Annotated in this window: 22 protein-coding genes; 15 read left to right on the top strand and 7 right to left on the bottom strand. The window is 40.9% G+C overall.

Annotation, left to right across the window (positions count from 1 at the left end; translation table 11 throughout):
• Nucleotides 1–43: 43 nt before the first annotated feature.
• Genes ACWIUD_RS00215 through acpS form a run of 5 tightly spaced genes read left to right on the top strand, consistent with a single transcriptional unit; the run spans nt 44 to nt 2,318 of the window.
• Nucleotides 44–301, top strand: coding sequence for a hypothetical protein (locus tag ACWIUD_RS00215; protein WP_454145540.1), 258 nt, complete (start codon nt 44–46; stop codon nt 299–301).
• Entirely contained in the window at nt 294–578 is a 285-nt protein-coding gene (locus ACWIUD_RS00210; protein ID WP_454145538.1) for a type II toxin-antitoxin system YafQ family toxin, read from the top strand. The genes ACWIUD_RS00215 and ACWIUD_RS00210 overlap by 8 nt, the downstream gene beginning before the upstream one ends.
• A gap of 4 nt (nt 579–582) precedes the next feature.
• A complete protein-coding gene (gene rsmD, locus ACWIUD_RS00205) occupies nt 583–1,281 on the top strand; it encodes a 16S rRNA (guanine(966)-N(2))-methyltransferase RsmD (protein ID WP_454145536.1) in 699 nt (232 codons plus the stop codon).
• A gap of 56 nt (nt 1,282–1,337) precedes the next feature.
• Entirely contained in the window at nt 1,338–1,856 is a 519-nt protein-coding gene (locus ACWIUD_RS00200) for a flagellar basal body-associated FliL family protein (protein WP_454145534.1), read from the top strand.
• Nucleotides 1,857–1,901: 45 nt separating this feature from the next.
• Nucleotides 1,902–2,318, top strand: a complete 417-nt coding sequence (gene acpS, locus ACWIUD_RS00195; protein WP_454145532.1) for a holo-ACP synthase — start codon at nt 1,902–1,904, stop codon at nt 2,316–2,318.
• Between the two features lie 319 nt (nt 2,319–2,637).
• Here acpS and ACWIUD_RS00190 read toward each other — a convergent pair whose 3' ends face one another.
• The 4 genes from ACWIUD_RS00190 to ACWIUD_RS00175 form a co-directional block, all read right to left on the bottom strand.
• A complete protein-coding gene (locus ACWIUD_RS00190) occupies nt 2,638–3,636 on the bottom strand; it encodes an agmatine deiminase family protein (RefSeq protein WP_454145530.1) in 999 nt (332 codons plus the stop codon).
• A 13-nt stretch (nt 3,637–3,649) separates the two neighbouring features.
• Nucleotides 3,650–5,530, bottom strand: a complete 1,881-nt coding sequence (locus ACWIUD_RS00185; RefSeq protein WP_454146342.1) for a M28 family peptidase — start codon at nt 5,528–5,530, stop codon at nt 3,650–3,652.
• Nucleotides 5,530–6,183 (bottom strand): 3-methyladenine DNA glycosylase, encoded by a 654-nt coding sequence (locus ACWIUD_RS00180; RefSeq protein WP_454145528.1) that lies wholly within the window; start codon nt 6,181–6,183, stop codon nt 5,530–5,532. Before ACWIUD_RS00180 ends, ACWIUD_RS00185 begins: the two co-directional genes overlap by 1 nt.
• 66 nt (nt 6,184–6,249) lie before the next feature.
• Entirely contained in the window at nt 6,250–7,839 is a 1,590-nt protein-coding gene (locus ACWIUD_RS00175) for a flagellin A (RefSeq protein ID WP_454136624.1), read from the bottom strand.
• Nucleotides 7,840–7,939: 100 nt separating this feature from the next.
• Between ACWIUD_RS00175 and ACWIUD_RS00170 the strand changes: the two genes are divergently transcribed.
• The 3 genes from ACWIUD_RS00170 (at nt 7,940) to ACWIUD_RS00160 (ending at nt 8,970) form a co-directional block, all read left to right on the top strand.
• A complete protein-coding gene (locus ACWIUD_RS00170) occupies nt 7,940–8,389 on the top strand; it encodes a diacylglycerol kinase (RefSeq protein WP_454145526.1) in 450 nt (149 codons plus the stop codon).
• Nucleotides 8,389–8,691 carry a hypothetical protein gene (locus ACWIUD_RS00165; protein ID WP_454145524.1) on the top strand — a complete coding sequence of 101 codons (303 nt, stop codon included), beginning with the start codon at nt 8,389–8,391 and terminating at the stop codon, nt 8,689–8,691. Before ACWIUD_RS00170 ends, ACWIUD_RS00165 begins: the two co-directional genes overlap by 1 nt.
• Before the next feature lie 129 nt (nt 8,692–8,820).
• Complete coding sequence (locus ACWIUD_RS00160; protein ID WP_454145522.1) at nt 8,821–8,970, top strand: hypothetical protein; 150 nt, start codon at nt 8,821–8,823, stop codon at nt 8,968–8,970.
• A gap of 30 nt (nt 8,971–9,000) precedes the next feature.
• Here ACWIUD_RS00160 and ACWIUD_RS00155 read toward each other — a convergent pair whose 3' ends face one another.
• The 3 genes from ACWIUD_RS00155 to ACWIUD_RS00145 all read right to left on the bottom strand — a co-directional run bounded on the left by ACWIUD_RS00155 (nt 9,001) and on the right by ACWIUD_RS00145 (nt 11,083).
• Complete coding sequence (locus tag ACWIUD_RS00155) at nt 9,001–10,053, bottom strand: flagellar basal body P-ring protein FlgI (protein WP_454145520.1); 1,053 nt, start codon at nt 10,051–10,053, stop codon at nt 9,001–9,003.
• A gap of 73 nt (nt 10,054–10,126) precedes the next feature.
• Nucleotides 10,127–10,324, bottom strand: coding sequence for a hypothetical protein (locus ACWIUD_RS00150; protein ID WP_454145518.1), 198 nt, complete (start codon nt 10,322–10,324; stop codon nt 10,127–10,129).
• A 192-nt stretch (nt 10,325–10,516) separates the two neighbouring features.
• A complete protein-coding gene (locus ACWIUD_RS00145; RefSeq protein WP_454145516.1) occupies nt 10,517–11,083 on the bottom strand; it encodes a class I SAM-dependent methyltransferase in 567 nt (188 codons plus the stop codon).
• A gap of 43 nt (nt 11,084–11,126) precedes the next feature.
• Between ACWIUD_RS00145 and ACWIUD_RS00140 the strand changes: the two genes are divergently transcribed.
• The 7 genes from ACWIUD_RS00140 to ACWIUD_RS00110 all read left to right on the top strand — a co-directional run bounded on the left by ACWIUD_RS00140 (nt 11,127) and on the right by ACWIUD_RS00110 (nt 16,032).
• Complete coding sequence (locus ACWIUD_RS00140) at nt 11,127–11,288, top strand: hypothetical protein (protein WP_454145514.1); 162 nt, start codon at nt 11,127–11,129, stop codon at nt 11,286–11,288.
• A 114-nt stretch (nt 11,289–11,402) separates the two neighbouring features.
• The gene (locus ACWIUD_RS00135) at nt 11,403–11,858 is read left to right on the top strand and encodes a DUF1104 domain-containing protein (RefSeq protein WP_454145512.1); all 456 of its coding nucleotides are present in this window, start codon (nt 11,403–11,405) and stop codon (nt 11,856–11,858) included.
• 120 nt (nt 11,859–11,978) lie between these two features.
• The gene (locus ACWIUD_RS00130; RefSeq protein ID WP_454145510.1) at nt 11,979–12,668 is read left to right on the top strand and encodes a response regulator transcription factor; all 690 of its coding nucleotides are present in this window, start codon (nt 11,979–11,981) and stop codon (nt 12,666–12,668) included.
• Nucleotides 12,658–12,846 carry a hypothetical protein gene (locus tag ACWIUD_RS00125; protein ID WP_454145508.1) on the top strand — a complete coding sequence of 63 codons (189 nt, stop codon included), beginning with the start codon at nt 12,658–12,660 and terminating at the stop codon, nt 12,844–12,846. The genes ACWIUD_RS00130 and ACWIUD_RS00125 overlap by 11 nt, the downstream gene beginning before the upstream one ends.
• Before the next feature lie 19 nt (nt 12,847–12,865).
• Nucleotides 12,866–14,104 (top strand): sensor histidine kinase, encoded by a 1,239-nt coding sequence (locus tag ACWIUD_RS00120; RefSeq protein WP_454145506.1) that lies wholly within the window; start codon nt 12,866–12,868, stop codon nt 14,102–14,104.
• A 6-nt stretch (nt 14,105–14,110) separates the two neighbouring features.
• Nucleotides 14,111–15,076, top strand: coding sequence for a glycosyltransferase family 2 protein (locus ACWIUD_RS00115; protein ID WP_454145504.1), 966 nt, complete (start codon nt 14,111–14,113; stop codon nt 15,074–15,076).
• Nucleotides 15,077–15,078: 2 nt separating this feature from the next.
• Nucleotides 15,079–16,032, top strand: coding sequence for a hypothetical protein (locus ACWIUD_RS00110; RefSeq protein ID WP_454145502.1), 954 nt, complete (start codon nt 15,079–15,081; stop codon nt 16,030–16,032).
• Nucleotides 16,033–16,037 lie beyond the last annotated feature (5 nt).

The raw sequence follows: 16,037 nt of genomic DNA, 5'->3' as shown, positions 1-16,037 counted from the left end.
ATTGCGCTATAATGCGAAAAATTTTATTTTTGGGAGGCGTGAAATGACGCTAATTATCGAAAATGTCAAAGAAGAATATGTCCCAGCGTTTAGGGAGTTTGCAAAGAAAATGAATGCGAATCTTACCGCCGAATCAAGCGATGATGAATGCCCCATTTGCAAGGCACACGATTATAGATTCGAGCCTAGCGATAGGCTTTTGGAGGCGATATGTGAAGTGGAAGAAATGAAAAAAAATCCAAATGATTATAAAGGCTATTCAAGTGGCAAAGAAGTCATTGAAGCGTGTTTAAATGGCTAAATATACGATTAAATATTCGACAAAATTTAAAAAGTCTATTAAGGATTTTAGACACAATCGACAGATTTTAGATGAGATAGCCACGATACTTGATAGACTTGCAAATGACGAGATTTTAGAGCCAAAATATAGCGACCATAATTTGACGGGTAACTTAAAAGATTTTAGAGAGTGCCACATACGCCCCAATTTATGCCTAATCTACCAAAAACAAGATGATAAATTGATTTTATATTGCCTTGACATAGGCACTCATAGCGAACTTTTTAAGAAATAATTTTATGCAAAAAAATACGCCAAAAGATTCAGCCAAAATCCCCAAAATTTGCACCATTAAAATCATTGCGGGGCGGTTTAAGGGCAAGGTTTTAAATGCGACAATTTTGCCCCACACACGCCCGACAAAGGCGATTGTGCGCGAATCTGTATTTAATACGATTGCGCCGTTTTTGCGTGGCAAAATTTTTGTGGAATGCTTCGCAGGATACGGCTCTATGGGCTTTGAGGCGTTATCGCGTGGGGCTTTGCGTGTGATTTTTTTGGAAAAAGATGCGCAAAGTTTTGGGATTTTGCAAAAAAATATCGCGCTTTTTGATAAAACTTTTGAAGATTCGCGTGGCGATTCGCACAATTTGCGCGATAAAATAAAGGCGCAAAATGTGGATTGTTTCGCAGTTTTGGGCGAGATTATGCGCAAATATACAAATGCGATTTTTTATTTTGACCCGCCATTTGGGGAAAATGGCGAGTTTTATAAAAAGATTTTTATGCTTTTAGATTCGATAGTTTCGCCAAAAGATTTGTGCGAATCGAACATAGATTCAGGCGATTCGCACACGAATCCGCCAAATCTAGCGAATCAAATGCTAATTTTTGAGCATAATTCTGCGTTTCAAATGCCTGATTTGATTGCGAATCTCCCACGCCAAAAATACAAGAAATTTGGCAAAACGAGCATTAGCTATTATTTTATGGCATAATTTTTGCTTGATTCGCGGTAGAATTTAATATAAAAATTTACAAAAATGGAGTAAAAATGGCAGAGGAACAACAACAGAGCGGTGGCAAGGGCAAAATAATCGTTATAATCATCGTAGTTTTATTGCTACTAATCGCGGGACTTGTAGTGGCATTTATGTTTTTGACGCAGACACCAGAGGAAAGCGCACAGGCAGCGGCAGGAAACAGCAACGCACCACAGCAGACGCAAACAAGCAATGTGATGGGCGAGACAAATGCGCGGTATCTGCGAATCGGACCGATTTTTCAGCTTGACCAATTTATCGTAAATCTGCTCTCGCAGGGCGGTAGGCGATATTTGAAAATCAGCATCGGGTTGGAGATGACTACGGCGAATTTGGAAAATGAGCTAAACGCCAAACGCGCGCTTGTGCGCGATATAATCATCGGCATTTTGTCTTCAAAATCACCTGAAGACATAAGCACCACGCGGGGCAAGGACAAGATGAAAGAAGAAATCGTGCAACGGCTTAATGAAAACCTTGTCGATGGCAAGATTCGCAATGTGTTTATCTCTGATATGGCGATACAATAGCGTAATTTAGGGCGTTTTGGCTTTATGAGTTAGGGAATCTATCGCGTGGTAGGCGTAGATATAGTCGCCATAAATCGCATTGAGCGACTTTTAAAAAAATATAATATAAGTTTTTTGAAAAATTTTTTATGTCAAAGCGAGATAGATTTATGCGTTAAGGGGCGCAAATCTTGCGACTTTGGCGATTTAAGTTGCTTTAATATCGAGCGAATCGCAGGATTTTATGCCGCAAAAGAGGCGATTGCAAAGGCACTGCGCTGTGGAATCAGCAAAAATCTCACATTTAAAGACATAATTTTAAGCAAAGATTTTCAAGGCGCACCCAAAGCAAAGCTAAGCAAACGCGCCAAAAAAAGATTTGGCATTAAAAAAATTCATCTCTCAATCTCGCACGAAAGGGGACTGCGCGGAAGTTCGCAAGGTGGATATGCAGTCGCCTTTGTGATGATAAAAAAATGCTAGATTCTGCGAATTTGAGCATTAAAACGCAGAATCTATAAAAATTATAAAGGCAGATTCTGCGATTCGCAGAATCTTGCACGAAATTCGCAGAATCTACCGCAGAATCTTGCGTGAATCCCGCAGAATCTGTCCTTAAATTGTCATTGCGAGAAGTCGCACTTTGGGCGACTTCGTGGCAATCTAATCAAAATTCATAGATTGCTTCACTCTCTCGCAAAGACGAAATGACGGCAATTCGCAGAATCTACGCAGATTTTAAGATTCGCAGAATCTCGCCCAAATCCCGCAGAATCTACCGCAGATTCTGCGATTTATCGCATTAAATTTGCATTAAATTCATCGTAGCGCAATGAATCCCGCCACCTTGATTTATGAGAATGCGCGAATCTATTGGGATAATCGCTCTATTTTTTACAAGTTTTTTGAATGTTTCAAGTGCGATTTTGTCATTTTTTTTATCCCCAAATGTCGGCACAAAAATTGCACCATTTGCAAAAATAAAATTTGCATAACTTGCTGGAAGCCTTTGCTTGTCGTAAAAAATCGCCTTTGGCAAAGGCAGTGGCACTAGCTTAAAATCTGCGCATTTTTGTTTTAGCTCCGCCTTCATCGCGCTTAATGCCCCAAAATGTGCATCATTTTTATCATAGCACTTCACATAAACAATCGTTTTTTTATCCACAAATCGCGCCAAATTATCGATATGGCTATCCGTATCATCGCCCATTAACTCGCCATTTTCAATCCAAATGACGCGCTTTACGCCCAAATATTTTTTTAGTTTTTTGGTGATTTGCGTTTGATTTAGGCGATTGCGATTAGGTGAGAGAAGGCATTTTGTGGTAGTTAGCAAAGTTTCGCCGTTTGTCTCCACACTACCGCCCTCTAAAATGAAATTTTTTTGCTTAAATTTTACAAGATTTTTGCCAAAAAAGCCCATTTTTTGCAATTTTTTAAAGATTTTTGTCCCCGCTAAATTATCCAAATTTGATGGATATTTCGCGCCCCACGCGTTAAAAATAAAGTCATTTAAAATTAACTTGCCATTTTTTTTAACGCTTATTGGCGCAAAATCCCTGCACCACGAATCATTTAGCGCAATCTGCAAAAAAATACAATTTTTTTGCTTTTTTATTTTGCTAATATCGCTTTCATATTTATACAAAACTATTACAGGCTGAAAGTGCGCAATTTGCGCCACAATCTCACACATTTTGCTTTGAATTTCAGCCAAATACGGACGCCAATCGCTATCAATGTGTGGCATTGCGATGATTGTGGCACTCTGTCGCTCCCATTCTGGCACAAAATATTTCATTTTAACCCCCTTTTTATTTTGGTATCAAATCGCATAAAATATCATAAATTTGACATACGCTATCCAAATCTAACGCCTCACTTTTAGAATGCGGGTGCAAAATCGTAGGACCGATTGAGATAACCTCGTGCAACGCGCACTTTTGCTTTAAAATGCCACACTCTAACCCAGCGTGAATCTGCACGATTTTATGGGCGATTTTGTGCTTTTTGTAGAGCGTTTGCAACTGCGCCAAAATAGGCGAATCTTCATTAGATTCGCGCTCCCACGCACTATAAAAGCCACTAAAAGCGACATTTTCGCCAAAGAGCGATTTTAGGCGCGATTTGTGGCGGTGCAATTGCTCATCGCTATTTGCGCGAACCATAATTTTAAGGCATTCATCGCTAATAAGCGAAAAATTTAGGCTAGAAGTTACGCCCTGTGCGCTCATCTCATAAATGCCGTTATGCAAACGCAACAAATGCGGGATAATGGTGCTAGGCAGGGGATTTTGTGGCGAATCAAAATTATAGGATTTTAGTTTTTTTATGGCGATTTGTGGCGTAGATTCGTCATTGCGAAATTCTCTTTGTAAATCGAAGCAATCCACGCTAGATTCGTCATTCTGAGCGAAGCGCGAAGTGCGAAGCGAAGAATCTGTTTTTAGATTCTGCGAAATTGCGTTAGATTCTGCGTTTTTTGCGCGATTCGCAGAATCTGCCTCCAAATTGTCATTCTGAGCGAACGAAGTGAGCGAAGAATCTCTATTGTTTTGAGATTTTTCGCTACGCTCAAAATGACAATTTAAATTAGATTCTGTGATAAAATCGCCGTTTTTTAGATTAGATTCGCTAGTTTCTTTTCGCAAAAAGGGCTGCACCTCGCTCCCGCTCCCCCCGACTTCATTTAAATTGTGTTCCCAAAAAGCAGCCGCTTTTTCGCTTTTAGGGGGAGTGCCTCGCTTCTCCGCTTCTAGCAAAAAATCGGCACTCGCACTACTGCTCGTTTGCTCCCGATTTTTTGCACCACGAAGCGGGCGAGATTTTGGTGCTTCGCACGGATTTTGTTTTATTGAAATTACTGCTCTTGCGTTTATTGGGATAGCATTTCTTGCCTCCCCTCCGCTGATTTCTACAATCTCAAATTCTCCCATTTCGCGTAGCGATTCAAGTCCCCAAAGTAGCTCCACAATGGCATTTGGGATATTTTTGTCAATGTCGATTCCGCTGTGTCCTCCGCGAAAATTTTGCGCGGTGAGTTCGTAAAATGCGCACTCTACATTGTCATTTTGAGCGAAACGCGAAGTGTGAAGCGAAAAATCTCTAATATTTTTTTGAGATTCTTCGCTACGCTCAGAATGACAAAAAGTTGGTTGCCCTCGCAATGACGAAAAAGGCACAGATTTGCGCATAAACACACCAAAAGAAATATCCGCGTCAAAGCCTCCCGCGCAACCCACGCAGATTTCATTCACACATTCGCTATCCAAATTTATCATCGTTTTGGAGTGCGTTTTAAGCGCGATATTGTTCGCGCCAATCATTCCTATTTCCTCATCATTTGTCAGCAAAATTTCAATATTTGTCCGCATTTTGGCAAAATGCAAAAGCAATGCAACGGCGATTCCATTGTCCGCGCCAAGCGATGAATCGCGGGATTTTAAAAAGCCATTTTCCACAAAGGGCGCGATTTTGTCCCCCACTAGCACCATATCGTAATGCGCTTGAAAGATTATATGTGGTTTGCCTTTGAGTGCGTGGATATTTCCCGCGCTGTCGGTTTGAATCTTGCAATCGCACTTCGTTAAAAAATCAATGATAAATTTTGCAAGATTTTGCGTTTGTCCGCTTGGGTGCTGGATTTCACAAATTTTATAAAAAATTTCTAGGATTTTTTGTAAATGTTTGCCCATCAAAATTCCCGCTTTTTTACTTTATGCACCTTACTATATTCCACGATTTTGCCGTGAAAGCGCGCATAGACTTCATATAGCGGTATTTCGCGCCCATAAAGCAAAACCACGCGCCCATAATTTTCCACGATTCCGCGCATTAAAAAGTCCGCAATGTCATCATACTCGTAAAATTCAAAGCCATATTCGCCTAAAAGTCGTTGCGTATATTTATCGCACACCATTATTTCGCGCCCACAGGCATAGTTTAGGATTGAATCCGCGCTCTCTTTCCCAATGCCCTTTTGATTTAGTAGCCACTCCCGCGATACATTTTCCGTGAATCTTTCAAAGTCGCCAAAGTCATTTAAAATATTTTGCGCCAGATTTTGCAAGCGAATTGCCTTTTGCCGAAAAAATCCACTTGTTTTTATCGCATTTTGTAGAATGATTAAATCGCAATTTGCAAGCGATTCAAGCCCTAGCAAATCCAAACGCGCCAAAGATTCCAAAGATGATTCCACATTTTTCCAATTTGTATTTTGCGTAAGAATCGCGCCCACTACGACTTCAAAAGTCCTAGCATTTTTCCACCACAAAGGCGGTGCGTTATCTAGCAAATTTCGCGCTTTAAGAAAGGCTAGTAAATCAAAAGAATTTTGTAAGTTTTGCATTGTTTAAAAATGGCGCGTGAAAGTCCGCGCAGAGCGAACTTTCCAACACCAAAAGAGTAACACCAATCAGTTAAGCAATCGCAAAATATTTTGCTGAATTGCATTTGCCTGACTCATCGCGTAGCTTCCGCTTTGTGTCAAAATATTTAGCTTGCTAAATGTCGAGCTCTCCGCTGCGAAATCCACTTCGCGGATTTGAGATTCTGCGGCTTGGACATTTACTTGCGTAACAGAGATATTATTCACCGTGCTAATCATTTGCCCTTGCACCGAGCCTAAATCCGAGCGCACTTTGTCAAGCTGTTTTGTAGCAGATTCTGCGATATCCATCACGAGCATCGCGCCTTTTAGCGTGGTTACACCTGCGCCGACAATTAGCGGTTTGCCATTGTCGAATGCTTCCTCAGACTGCTTAACCCAAAAATTATTGTAGTTTAATCCAGCTGCGGAGCGGACATCTTTATTAAACACGCCCAAAACATCGCGCAAATTTATCGTAGTTTGCGCAGTTTCCTCCACATCCTCATAAAATCCAATATCCTCAAACATCAAGTCATCCGGGTCCTCCGCACTCGCCACGACAATATCTTTCGCATCGGTTCTAATTAGCGTTAGTCGCCCATAGTTTAGCGAACCTTCATCCGCTTCAAATGGGTCGCCATCGATACTTTGTCCGCCATTCATCTCTTCGATTGCCATATCATCGTTTGCGCCATCGTCATTCGCAGAGAAGCGAATCCCGCGCCCATCGATACTTCGCAAGTTTAATCGTCCATCCGCATCGACATACGCTTCCACGCCTGTGTCGCTTGTGACTTTGTTGATTGACTGCACTAGGCGTCCATCGCTGTCATTTGCCTTAATCCCTGTGATATTGCCAATAAGCATTCCATTGATTGAGACATTCATCAAGCTCCCTGAAATAATCGCAGTATCCGATGTCGAAATCACATTCCAAGTCGCCTTAATGCCTGTTTTATCGGAGCTTTTATTGATAATCTCCGCCAAAACGCCAATCCCTGTGCCCGCAGAGTGCGATATTTTCACGCTCTCAAAGCTGAAATCATTCACACCATCAACTGATTTTAGAACGATTTTCGCATCCAATGATTCCTCAATCATTTTGCCTGTTTTTAGGCGCACTTGACCGATTTTATCGCTTGTAGTTGAGCCAATCGAAGCTTTTATGCTTTGATTTGAATACGCACCCACTTGGAATTCTTTATTTGTGTATTGCCCTGAAAGTAACGCCTGCCCGTTAAATGTAGTCGTATTACCGATATAATCTAGCCCTTGAATCAAACGAATAATATCCGCTTGAATCGCTTGGCGAGATTCAGTAGTCTGCCCATCTTGCGCTGCTTGCGTTGCCTTTGTTTTGATGGTATCCAAAATTTTGATTTGCTCATCCATCGCTTTATCCGCGATTTGGATAATGCCCATCGCATCGTTCGTGTTACGAATCGCCTGACCCAAAGAATTCGCTTGTGAGCGAAGCGAGTCCGCAATCGTCATACCCGAAGCATCATCTGCCGCCTTGTTAATCCGCAATCCTGAACTCAATTTTTCTAGCGAGTCTTTCATAAGTCGCTGAGTGAGAGTAGCCTGCACATGCGAGTTCATCGCATTTATGTTAGTATTGACCTGAAAAGCCATTTTAAACTCCTTTTTAAATATTTGCTAAGATGTCCTTATCTTAGGTAGAATTCAAATCGAATTTTTAGGATTTGTTTTAAATAAATTTTGGAGAATATTTGTGAAAAAGCATAAATTTAGCGCAGAATCTCGCATAAAATCGCAGAATCTAGATTCTGCGAATCTTGCCAAATCTCGCAATGCCAAAAAGGGCAAGCGCGGGTTTAAGCGCATTTACAACGCATTTTTTTACTCAATAAGCGGACTAAAAACGGCATTTTGCGAAGAAGAGGCATTTCGCCAAATTGTGCTAGTTTCGGCGATTTTAATCCCGCTTGGCGCATTTTTGGGTGAATCTTTTAGCGAAAAAGTGCTTTTGATTTTGCCCTGCGTGATTGCCATTTTGGCGGAGTTAGCGAACTCGGCGATTGAAAATGCCATCGATTTTGCGGGGTTAGAAATCCACCCATTTGCCAAAAATGCCAAAGATATGGGAAGCGCGATGCAATTTATCGCGTGTGCGTTTATGGCGGGTGTGTGGGGATTTTATCTAATTGAAAGGTTTTTATGATGAAAATTTTTTTGGCGATTTTTATGGCGATTTTTATGGCTTTTTTTATCAATGGTTGCGAGAAAAAAGCGACTTTTGGATTTACTTCAAGTGATTGCAACGAAGTTTATAGTATTTGCCTAAACAAATGCACACAAAGCGGAAAGTCCCGCGCAGACTGCCTCCAAAGCTGTGAGCGAAGTCGCGGAATGTGTAATGCGGTGAAAACAAAAGGCTGTATGCAAAATTGCAATAAAAGCTACGGCAAAAACACCCCCTCCGCTGAATCTTGCAAACGACAATGCGTAGAAAACGCGAGGTAGGGATTTCGTGCGATTAGATTCTGCGAAATTTGGCGAGATTCTGCGATTTTTGATATTTCGCAGAATCTAATAAAATCACGCAATTCGCAGAATCTTTTTTAATTTGTCATATTGATTTAAATTGTCATTTTGAGCGAAGCGAAAAATCTCAAAAAATCAAACAAAAGAGATTCTTCGCTCGTTGCACTCACTCAGAATGACAATGTGGGGGCAGATTCTGCGCTGATTTTTGTTAGATTCTGCGATTTTCGTGCGAGATTCTGCGGAGTTTTGAAGTAAGATTCTGCGATTTTTGATATTTCGCAGAATCTAAATTGTCTCGATATGGACGCTAATTGCGCCACTTTTTTTGATTGCGTTTAAAATCGCGATGATATTTTGCGAGTCCGTCCCGATAGTTTGCAAAGCACGGACGAGGGATGAAATCGTGGGTAATTTTGCAGATTCTGCGGATTTAGATTCTGCGATTTTCGTGCGAGATTCTGCGCTAATTTTTTCGCTAGATTCTGCGTCAATAACGCTAGATTCTGCGTTTTTATGCGCCGTATTTCCCACGCTAATGCTAGATTCTGCGATTTCGATTGTTATATCGCCGTAACTTATGGTAATGGGTTGAATTGTGATTTCCTTGCCCGTGATGATTGTGCCGTTTGCCTCATCGATGATGATTTTATCGCCCTTGCTGTAATTCACCTCAATCTCGCCTATGATGGAGAGAAACTCCACCATTCCCATATTTTGCGGTTTGTTTAGCGCGATTGTGCGCGGGTCTTTTGCGGTGGCGAGATTATCGCCAAAATGCGCGTTTATGCGCTCTTGGATATTAAAGGCGTTTTTAAAATCCGCCGTTTTTAAACTCAGCAGGGCATTTTGCTTGTTATAAATGTCATAAACTAGCTCCCGCTCGATGATTGCGGCATTTTGAATAGTCGCACTTGGCGCATTTGCGCTAATTGAGATATTGCCCTGCGCGATGGCGTAAATATTCCCATCAATCGCGCTAAGTGGCGTAAGCACGAGCGTCCCGCCTGCCAAAGACTTCGCATCGCCGATAGATGAGACAAAAACATCGATTTTATCGCCCGAACGCGCAAATGGCGGGAGTTTCGCACTCACAATCACTGCGGCGACATTTTTGGATTTTATGTCATTTGGCGAGACTTTGATATTCATCCCTTCTAACATATTTGAAATGCCCTGCATTGTGAATTTTGAGCCTTTATCGCCCGTGCCATTTAGCCCGATAATCAGTCCGTATCCTGTGAGTTCATTTTCCCTCACGCCCACAACGCTGCTAATATCCTTTATTTTCGCACACAGCGCAAAATCAAGCAATAAAAATAATGCAAAAATTACTCGCAAAACTCAATCCTTGTGTGAAATTTGCATAAATCAAGCAAATAATATTCCGTGAGTGCGTGGGGCAGAATCTGCGCTAAAATCGCCCCAAAATCACTCCCCACCAGCTTTTTGCTTTCTCAAACTTCGCATTTTTATCTTTTAGCGCAAGTGCCATTTTGCCATCAAAATCATCGCTTGGATAATGACTTGCCAAAATCCAAGATTTATCACACGATTTTGCATTGTGAAAAATATACTGATAGATTCTGCTAAAAATGGCAGTGGCAAACAAAAAAATACGCCAAAAAAGAAATGATTTGCGGGGGATTTGTGCTTGGATTAAAATTTGTAGAATTTGGATTTTGCGAAAGATTTAGATTCTGCGGATTTTGCGCTAGATTCTGCGGATTTCTATTCTGCCCCGATTTGCGTTACACATATTTACACTCCAAATTTAAAATGAAAATCGCTATTTTATCATAGTTTATCGCACAATTTTTTTACAAATATACACAAACGCAGGGGGGATATTTAACACCACACTTTTGCTTTTTCGCACTTCGCCAAAAGTCTTATAAAGTTTGCGTTTAAAGACTTTCGCGCTTGGCAGTGGCGAGTGGTAGGCAAATGTATTAAAATAACCGCCGTCTTTTAGCGCATTATGAACGCTTTTTAGCATTACGCTTTGCTCTCTTACATTCAAAAACGACCACGGAATGCCACTTATGATAACATCCGCGCTATCCATTTCGCGCATCTCCATCATCGCACTCAAATCTTTTGCCGAGCCTAGCGCAATATCAAGCGTTGGGAATTTGCCTTTTAGCTCCCGCGCGAAGTTTGGATTGATTTCTACGGCGAAAAACTTCGCATTTGGGGACTTTTTTCGCAATATTTCTTTTGTAAATGCCCCGCTACCCGCGCCAATTTCGATGATATTTTTAGCGCACTCCAAATTTGCGCCCTCCGTGATTACCTGCGCTAGGGCTTTTGAGCTTTGAATAATTGCGCCTGTGGTTTTTGGGTGGCGAATGTAATTTAGTAAAAACATAAATTTGCCCTTGATTTTTTAAAAATAAAGGCGCAATTATAGCGTGAATCTTATAAAATCGCAGAATCTTAATGAATTCGCAGAATCTCACAAAAAACACAGAATCGCGCGGGAGATTTTGGTAGATTCTGCGATTGCGACAAAAATGCAAAATCTTAATAATATCGCAGAATCTCGCAAATCAAAGGCATATCGCAGAATCTAGCTCATTTCACAATCATTTCACAATTTCACTCTAACATTGCGCTTGGGATTTTTGGAATGCCGACTTTAAAAAACTCCAAAAATCCCGCAATTTTTGATTTGTAAGGAGCAAATTATGAAAATTTTACGCAGTATTTTGGCGGTAACTATCGCTAGTGGTGCGCTTTTTGCGACGGATTTTAGCAAAAGTAGCAATGATGAGTTGCTAAATTTGGCTGGGAAAATCAAAGCAGAGGAAGCAAAGGATTATTTTGCTGAAATTGAAAAGCGCGTAGATGAGATGACAGGCAAGGAAGCGCGAGAATTTAGGGAAAAATTTCACGCAAATGAGCAAAAAGTCTTTGACAATATGAAAATGAAAGACATTCGCACTTATAAGCAATCACTTGCAGGTGCGCGTGGCGGGAAACTTCACGGATTTGGCGAATGTGGCGGAAATTTTGGCACACCTTTTGATAAAGGTAGCAAGGGCGCAAAAGGCACAAAAGGTGCAAAAGGTGAGCGTAGCAAAGGACAAGGGCGCGTAAATTGTGGTGCAAACTGCAATCCTCCCGCACCACCTGCGAAATAATTTGTAATTTTATGCTAGATTCGTGGTAGAATCTAGCACATATTTTTTGGCGATTTTGCTTTGCGATTCGCCGTAGATTCGCCAAAAAATATCACAAAAATTTTAGGATTTGGGTAAAAAATGAGCGCGAAAATTTTGCTTTTAGAAGATGATTTTGTGTTGAGCGAAATACTTTGTGAGTTTTTGGAGGAAGAAGGCTTTGAAGTCGCCCACTGCGTGAGTGCGAGTGAAGCACTTGATTTAGCGTATGAAAAGCCCTTTGACATTTGGCTTTTAGATGTGAAAGTGCCTTTGGGGGATTTTGAGGCAGGCGATTCGCCCGGATTTGCCGTGCTAAAAGCACTGCGTGAGGCGGATAAAACCACACCTTGCATTTTTATCACTTCGCTATCAAGTATCGGCGATTTAAAAGAGGGCTATGGCGTGGGTTGCGATGATTTTTTACGAAAGCCCTTTGAGCTGACAGAGCTAAAATTGCGAATCCAAACGCTACTCAAACGGACATTTTCGCATAAAAATGAGGATTTTTTGTCTTTGGGCGATGGCTTTAAATTTGATATGATTTCAAAGGTTTTGTATAAGGATTTAAGCCCTATCGCACTGACAAAAAAGGAAAATATGCTTTTAAATATTTTGCTAAAAAACGCGCCATCTTATGTGAGCGTAGATGCGATTTTTGAAGAGCTGTGGGATTACAATCAAAGCCCAAGCGAAATGAGCCTCCGTGCGTATATCAAAAATCTGCGAAAGATTTTGGGAAAAGAGCGAATCTTAAATCTGCAAGGGAGTGGATATTGTTATGTTTTATAAAATTTTAACGCGCTTTGGTGGCAATTTGTTCTTGGGTAATCATTTGCGTTGTTTTGGCACAAAATTTCGCTCAATGAACCCATCAGTTCTATTTCGCTCATTTCGCGCCAAAACAACGCAAAGCACCACCGCAATTACTTCGATTGTTTGTTTAGATTCTGCGATTCGCAAAATCTAACAATCACAAGGCACATATAATGTTTAGAGATTCAAAAAAAACCATCATAAAGATTTTAGCCCTCTATCTTGGCACAAGCGCGGTTTTTCTTTGTATCGGCTTTTATTTTCTAAATGTCAAAATGACGCAAAATATCGTCTATAAGCAAATGGCAGAGCTTCGCGACACTTCGTTTTATATCCTTGATGTGTTGCGCCGTAGCTACATTTGGGAAATCGCATTAGAGGACATAAAGGCGCGCACACCGATACCATTTGCGATTTATGATAGGCGAAATAATTTGCTATTTTCAAATCTCTCACGCGACCCAAATCCCCGTGAATTGCGTGATGGCTTTTATCGATTTGAGGATAAAATCATCGTAAATCCGCTTATGCCTCCGCAAAATGAGCGCGGACAATGGCAAATGCGTGGCGAGATGGGCGATGAAGTCCGCGATGGACGCGGATATAGGCGTTCGCATTACAAGATTTTTTTGGAGAGAGACAACGCTGATGATGAGATTTTGGCGATGAGGTTAAAGCTAGGATTCGCGCTACTAGCGATATTTGTGGCGATGGGTGCGGTGGCGACTATTTTGGTTCATCTTTTTTTAAAACCGCTAAATGAATACATCGCCGCGCTAGACGCATTTATCAAAGATTCAACCCACGAAATAAATACGCCTTTAAGCGTGATTTTGATGAGTATTGAGACGCTAAAAATGGACAATTTCGCCCCAAATGAGCGCAAAAAGATTGAGCGAATCAAATTTGCGAGCTTACAATTAAACTCCATTTATAATTCGCTTGTGGCGTATAATTTTCCGCGCGTCGCGCAAAAAGAGCAAATAAATTTGGAGGCGATTTTGCGGGAGCGATTAGAATTTTTTACGCCGTTTTTTAATCAAAAAAATTTAGAGATTCGCCTAAATTTGCGCGAATCTTACATAAACGCCGAGCAAAACGCGCTAAATTCACTCTTTGACAATCTAATCAGCAATGCGATTAAATACAACAAAAAAGGCGGATTCATCGCTATTGCGCTAGAAAATGGCACATTTAGCATTGAAAATAGTGGCGATTTGATAAAGAGCGAAAACAAAGCTAAAATTTTTGATAGATATGCGCGGTTTGGCACGGATACGGGGGGCTTTGGCATAGGACTTAGTTTGGTTAAAAAAATCTGCGATGAATATGGCATAAAAATCACGCTAGAATGCCAAAATCAAAGCAATAAATTCATCCTAAAATTCGCAGAATCTAAAAAGGCAATTTAAGTGCATTTGCCAAAAGTATCAGTCATAATCCCCGCATTTAACGCCCAAAAGCACCTACACACCTGCCTAAAATCCTGCATTTCGCAAAATCTACGCGAGATTGAAATCATTTTGGTGGATGATAAAAGCAAGGACGCTACGCTACAAATCGCCCAAAACTTCGCCAAAAATGACGCACGGATAAAGATTATCTCGCATTCGCGCAATCTTGGCACATTTTTAGCGCGGAAAAGTGGCGCATTAAAGGCAAGGGGCGAGTTTATTACATTTTTGGATGCGGATGATTTTTTGAGTGAAAATGCGCTAGATTCTGCGTATAAAAAAGCGCGTGAAAATAGCGCGGATATGGTGCATTTTGGCATTTCGCTTGTGCCTTCGCCAAAATTTGCTTCGCTTCCAAAGTTGCAAACGCAGATGCTAGAAAATGACGAAATTTTGGGGCAGATTTTTGTGAAGGATTTTAAGTGCGGATTTTTGATTGCGTGTGGGAAGTTATACAGCGCAAATCTCGTGTGCCGTGCGTTTGGCAAACTAAATTTTATAAATCGCCATTTGGTTGCGAGTGAAGATTCTGCGCTGTTTTTGGTGCTTTGCGCGCTTGCAAAAAAGAGCATTAGCGCAGAATCTGCCTTATATTTTTACACGCAAAATCCCCTCTCGCTTTTAAAAAGCGATGAAAATAGCGCGATTTTAAAGCAGGTGGAAAATAGGGAATTTTTGCGCGATAATTTGCCGATTTTAGCGCAGGATACGGAGTTAGCGGGGAATATTTATTTTGGCAAAGCACTAAAAAATTTGCAAAATTTGATGGATTATTTTATTTGCTACTCAAAGCGATTTTTGCCCCAAAGTGTGGGAGATTCTGCGCCATACATAAAATATAGTTTGCAAAGTTTTAGATTTGTCGCAAGGTGGCAGATTGCGGTAAAATTGGCGATTTATGTGCTATCATTTGGCAAAAAAAGGTTGTAAAATTGAGTGGCGTAAAGTTGAAAATAAAAATTATCTTAAAGGCGATTTTCCACGCAGTGCTTGGGAAAACGAGATTGAAGGCGAAGATTCTGCGATTTTTTTCGCGTGATTATGAGTTAGATTCTGCGGAGTTAGAAATGCTTTTTAAGATGCCTTTAAAAAATGACACGCCAAAGGGCGATTTTATCGCCTCTCTTACGACTTTTCCTGCGCGAATTGGGATTTTAAAATACGCTTTGCATTCTATATTTTCGCAGAATCTCGCGGCAAAAAAAGTGATTTTGGTTTTAAGCAAGGCGGAGTTTGCGGAGGCAAACGCCAAAATCCCGCAAGAGGTGTTAGAATTTCAAAAATATGGATTAGAAATTATGTGGGTTGCAAAGAATCTAGCGCAATATAATAAGATTATCCCGATTTTACGGGCATTTCCAAATGAAAATATTATCACAATCGATGATGATATTTATTATGATAAAAACACTTTTAAGACGCTTTGGCGCGCACATTTGAGCGATAAAAGTGCGATTTGGGCGCACAAATCGCGCATTGTGCCGTTTTCTGCGACAAAAATACAAGATTTTTTTGAGTGGAAAATCATTCGCAAACGCAATAAAAAGTGGCAAAATCGCCCACGATTTGATATATTTTTGGAGGGTTGCGGAGGCGTTTTTTATCCGCCAAACTCGCTTCATTGCGATGTTTGCGATGAAAAAAAGTTTATGAACCTCGCTCCAAAGGCGGATGATATTTGGTTGTGGGCGATGGCGATACTAAAAGGCACGAAGATTGCTTGTGTAAGTCCGCCACTAATGGGCGATGGAGCGGCATTTACGAATTCTGCGAATAATCCAGCACTTTGGCAGCACAATATGAATGGCGGAAATGATAGGCAAATGCGCGAAGTTTTGGCGGAGTATCCGCAGATTCTGCGGATTTTGCAAGATTGCGCGAGATAAAGGGG

It is taken from the genome of Helicobacter sp. 23-1044, assembly GCF_053654695.1.
The sequence above is the reverse complement of the archived record's forward strand: the minus strand, read 5'-3'. Positions and strand labels throughout refer to the sequence as shown.

Bases quoted from the DNA above. Each gene is read 5' to 3' on its own strand.
- ACWIUD_RS00215 (WP_454145540.1), top strand. From the start codon at position 44: ATGACGCTAATTATCGAAAATGTCAAAGAAGAATATGTCCCAGCGTTT.
- ACWIUD_RS00210 (WP_454145538.1), top strand. From the start codon at position 294: ATGGCTAAATATACGATTAAATATTCGACAAAATTTAAAAAGTCTATT.
- rsmD (WP_454145536.1), top strand. From the start codon at position 583: ATGCAAAAAAATACGCCAAAAGATTCAGCCAAAATCCCCAAAATTTGC.
- ACWIUD_RS00200 (WP_454145534.1), top strand. From the start codon at position 1,338: ATGGCAGAGGAACAACAACAGAGCGGTGGCAAGGGCAAAATAATCGTT.
- ACWIUD_RS00190 (WP_454145530.1), bottom strand. From the start codon at position 3,636: ATGAAATATTTTGTGCCAGAATGGGAGCGACAGAGTGCCACAATCATC.
- ACWIUD_RS00185 (WP_454146342.1), bottom strand. From the start codon at position 5,530: ATGGGCAAACATTTACAAAAAATCCTAGAAATTTTTTATAAAATTTGT.
- ACWIUD_RS00180 (WP_454145528.1), bottom strand. From the start codon at position 6,183: ATGCAAAACTTACAAAATTCTTTTGATTTACTAGCCTTTCTTAAAGCG.
- ACWIUD_RS00175 (WP_454136624.1), bottom strand. From the start codon at position 7,839: ATGGCTTTTCAGGTCAATACTAACATAAATGCGATGAACTCGCATGTG.
- ACWIUD_RS00165 (WP_454145524.1), top strand. From the start codon at position 8,389: ATGAAAATTTTTTTGGCGATTTTTATGGCGATTTTTATGGCTTTTTTT.
- ACWIUD_RS00145 (WP_454145516.1), bottom strand. From the start codon at position 11,083: ATGTTTTTACTAAATTACATTCGCCACCCAAAAACCACAGGCGCAATT.
- ACWIUD_RS00135 (WP_454145512.1), top strand. From the start codon at position 11,403: ATGAAAATTTTACGCAGTATTTTGGCGGTAACTATCGCTAGTGGTGCG.
- ACWIUD_RS00130 (WP_454145510.1), top strand. From the start codon at position 11,979: ATGAGCGCGAAAATTTTGCTTTTAGAAGATGATTTTGTGTTGAGCGAA.
- ACWIUD_RS00125 (WP_454145508.1), top strand. From the start codon at position 12,658: ATGTTTTATAAAATTTTAACGCGCTTTGGTGGCAATTTGTTCTTGGGT.
- ACWIUD_RS00120 (WP_454145506.1), top strand. From the start codon at position 12,866: ATGTTTAGAGATTCAAAAAAAACCATCATAAAGATTTTAGCCCTCTAT.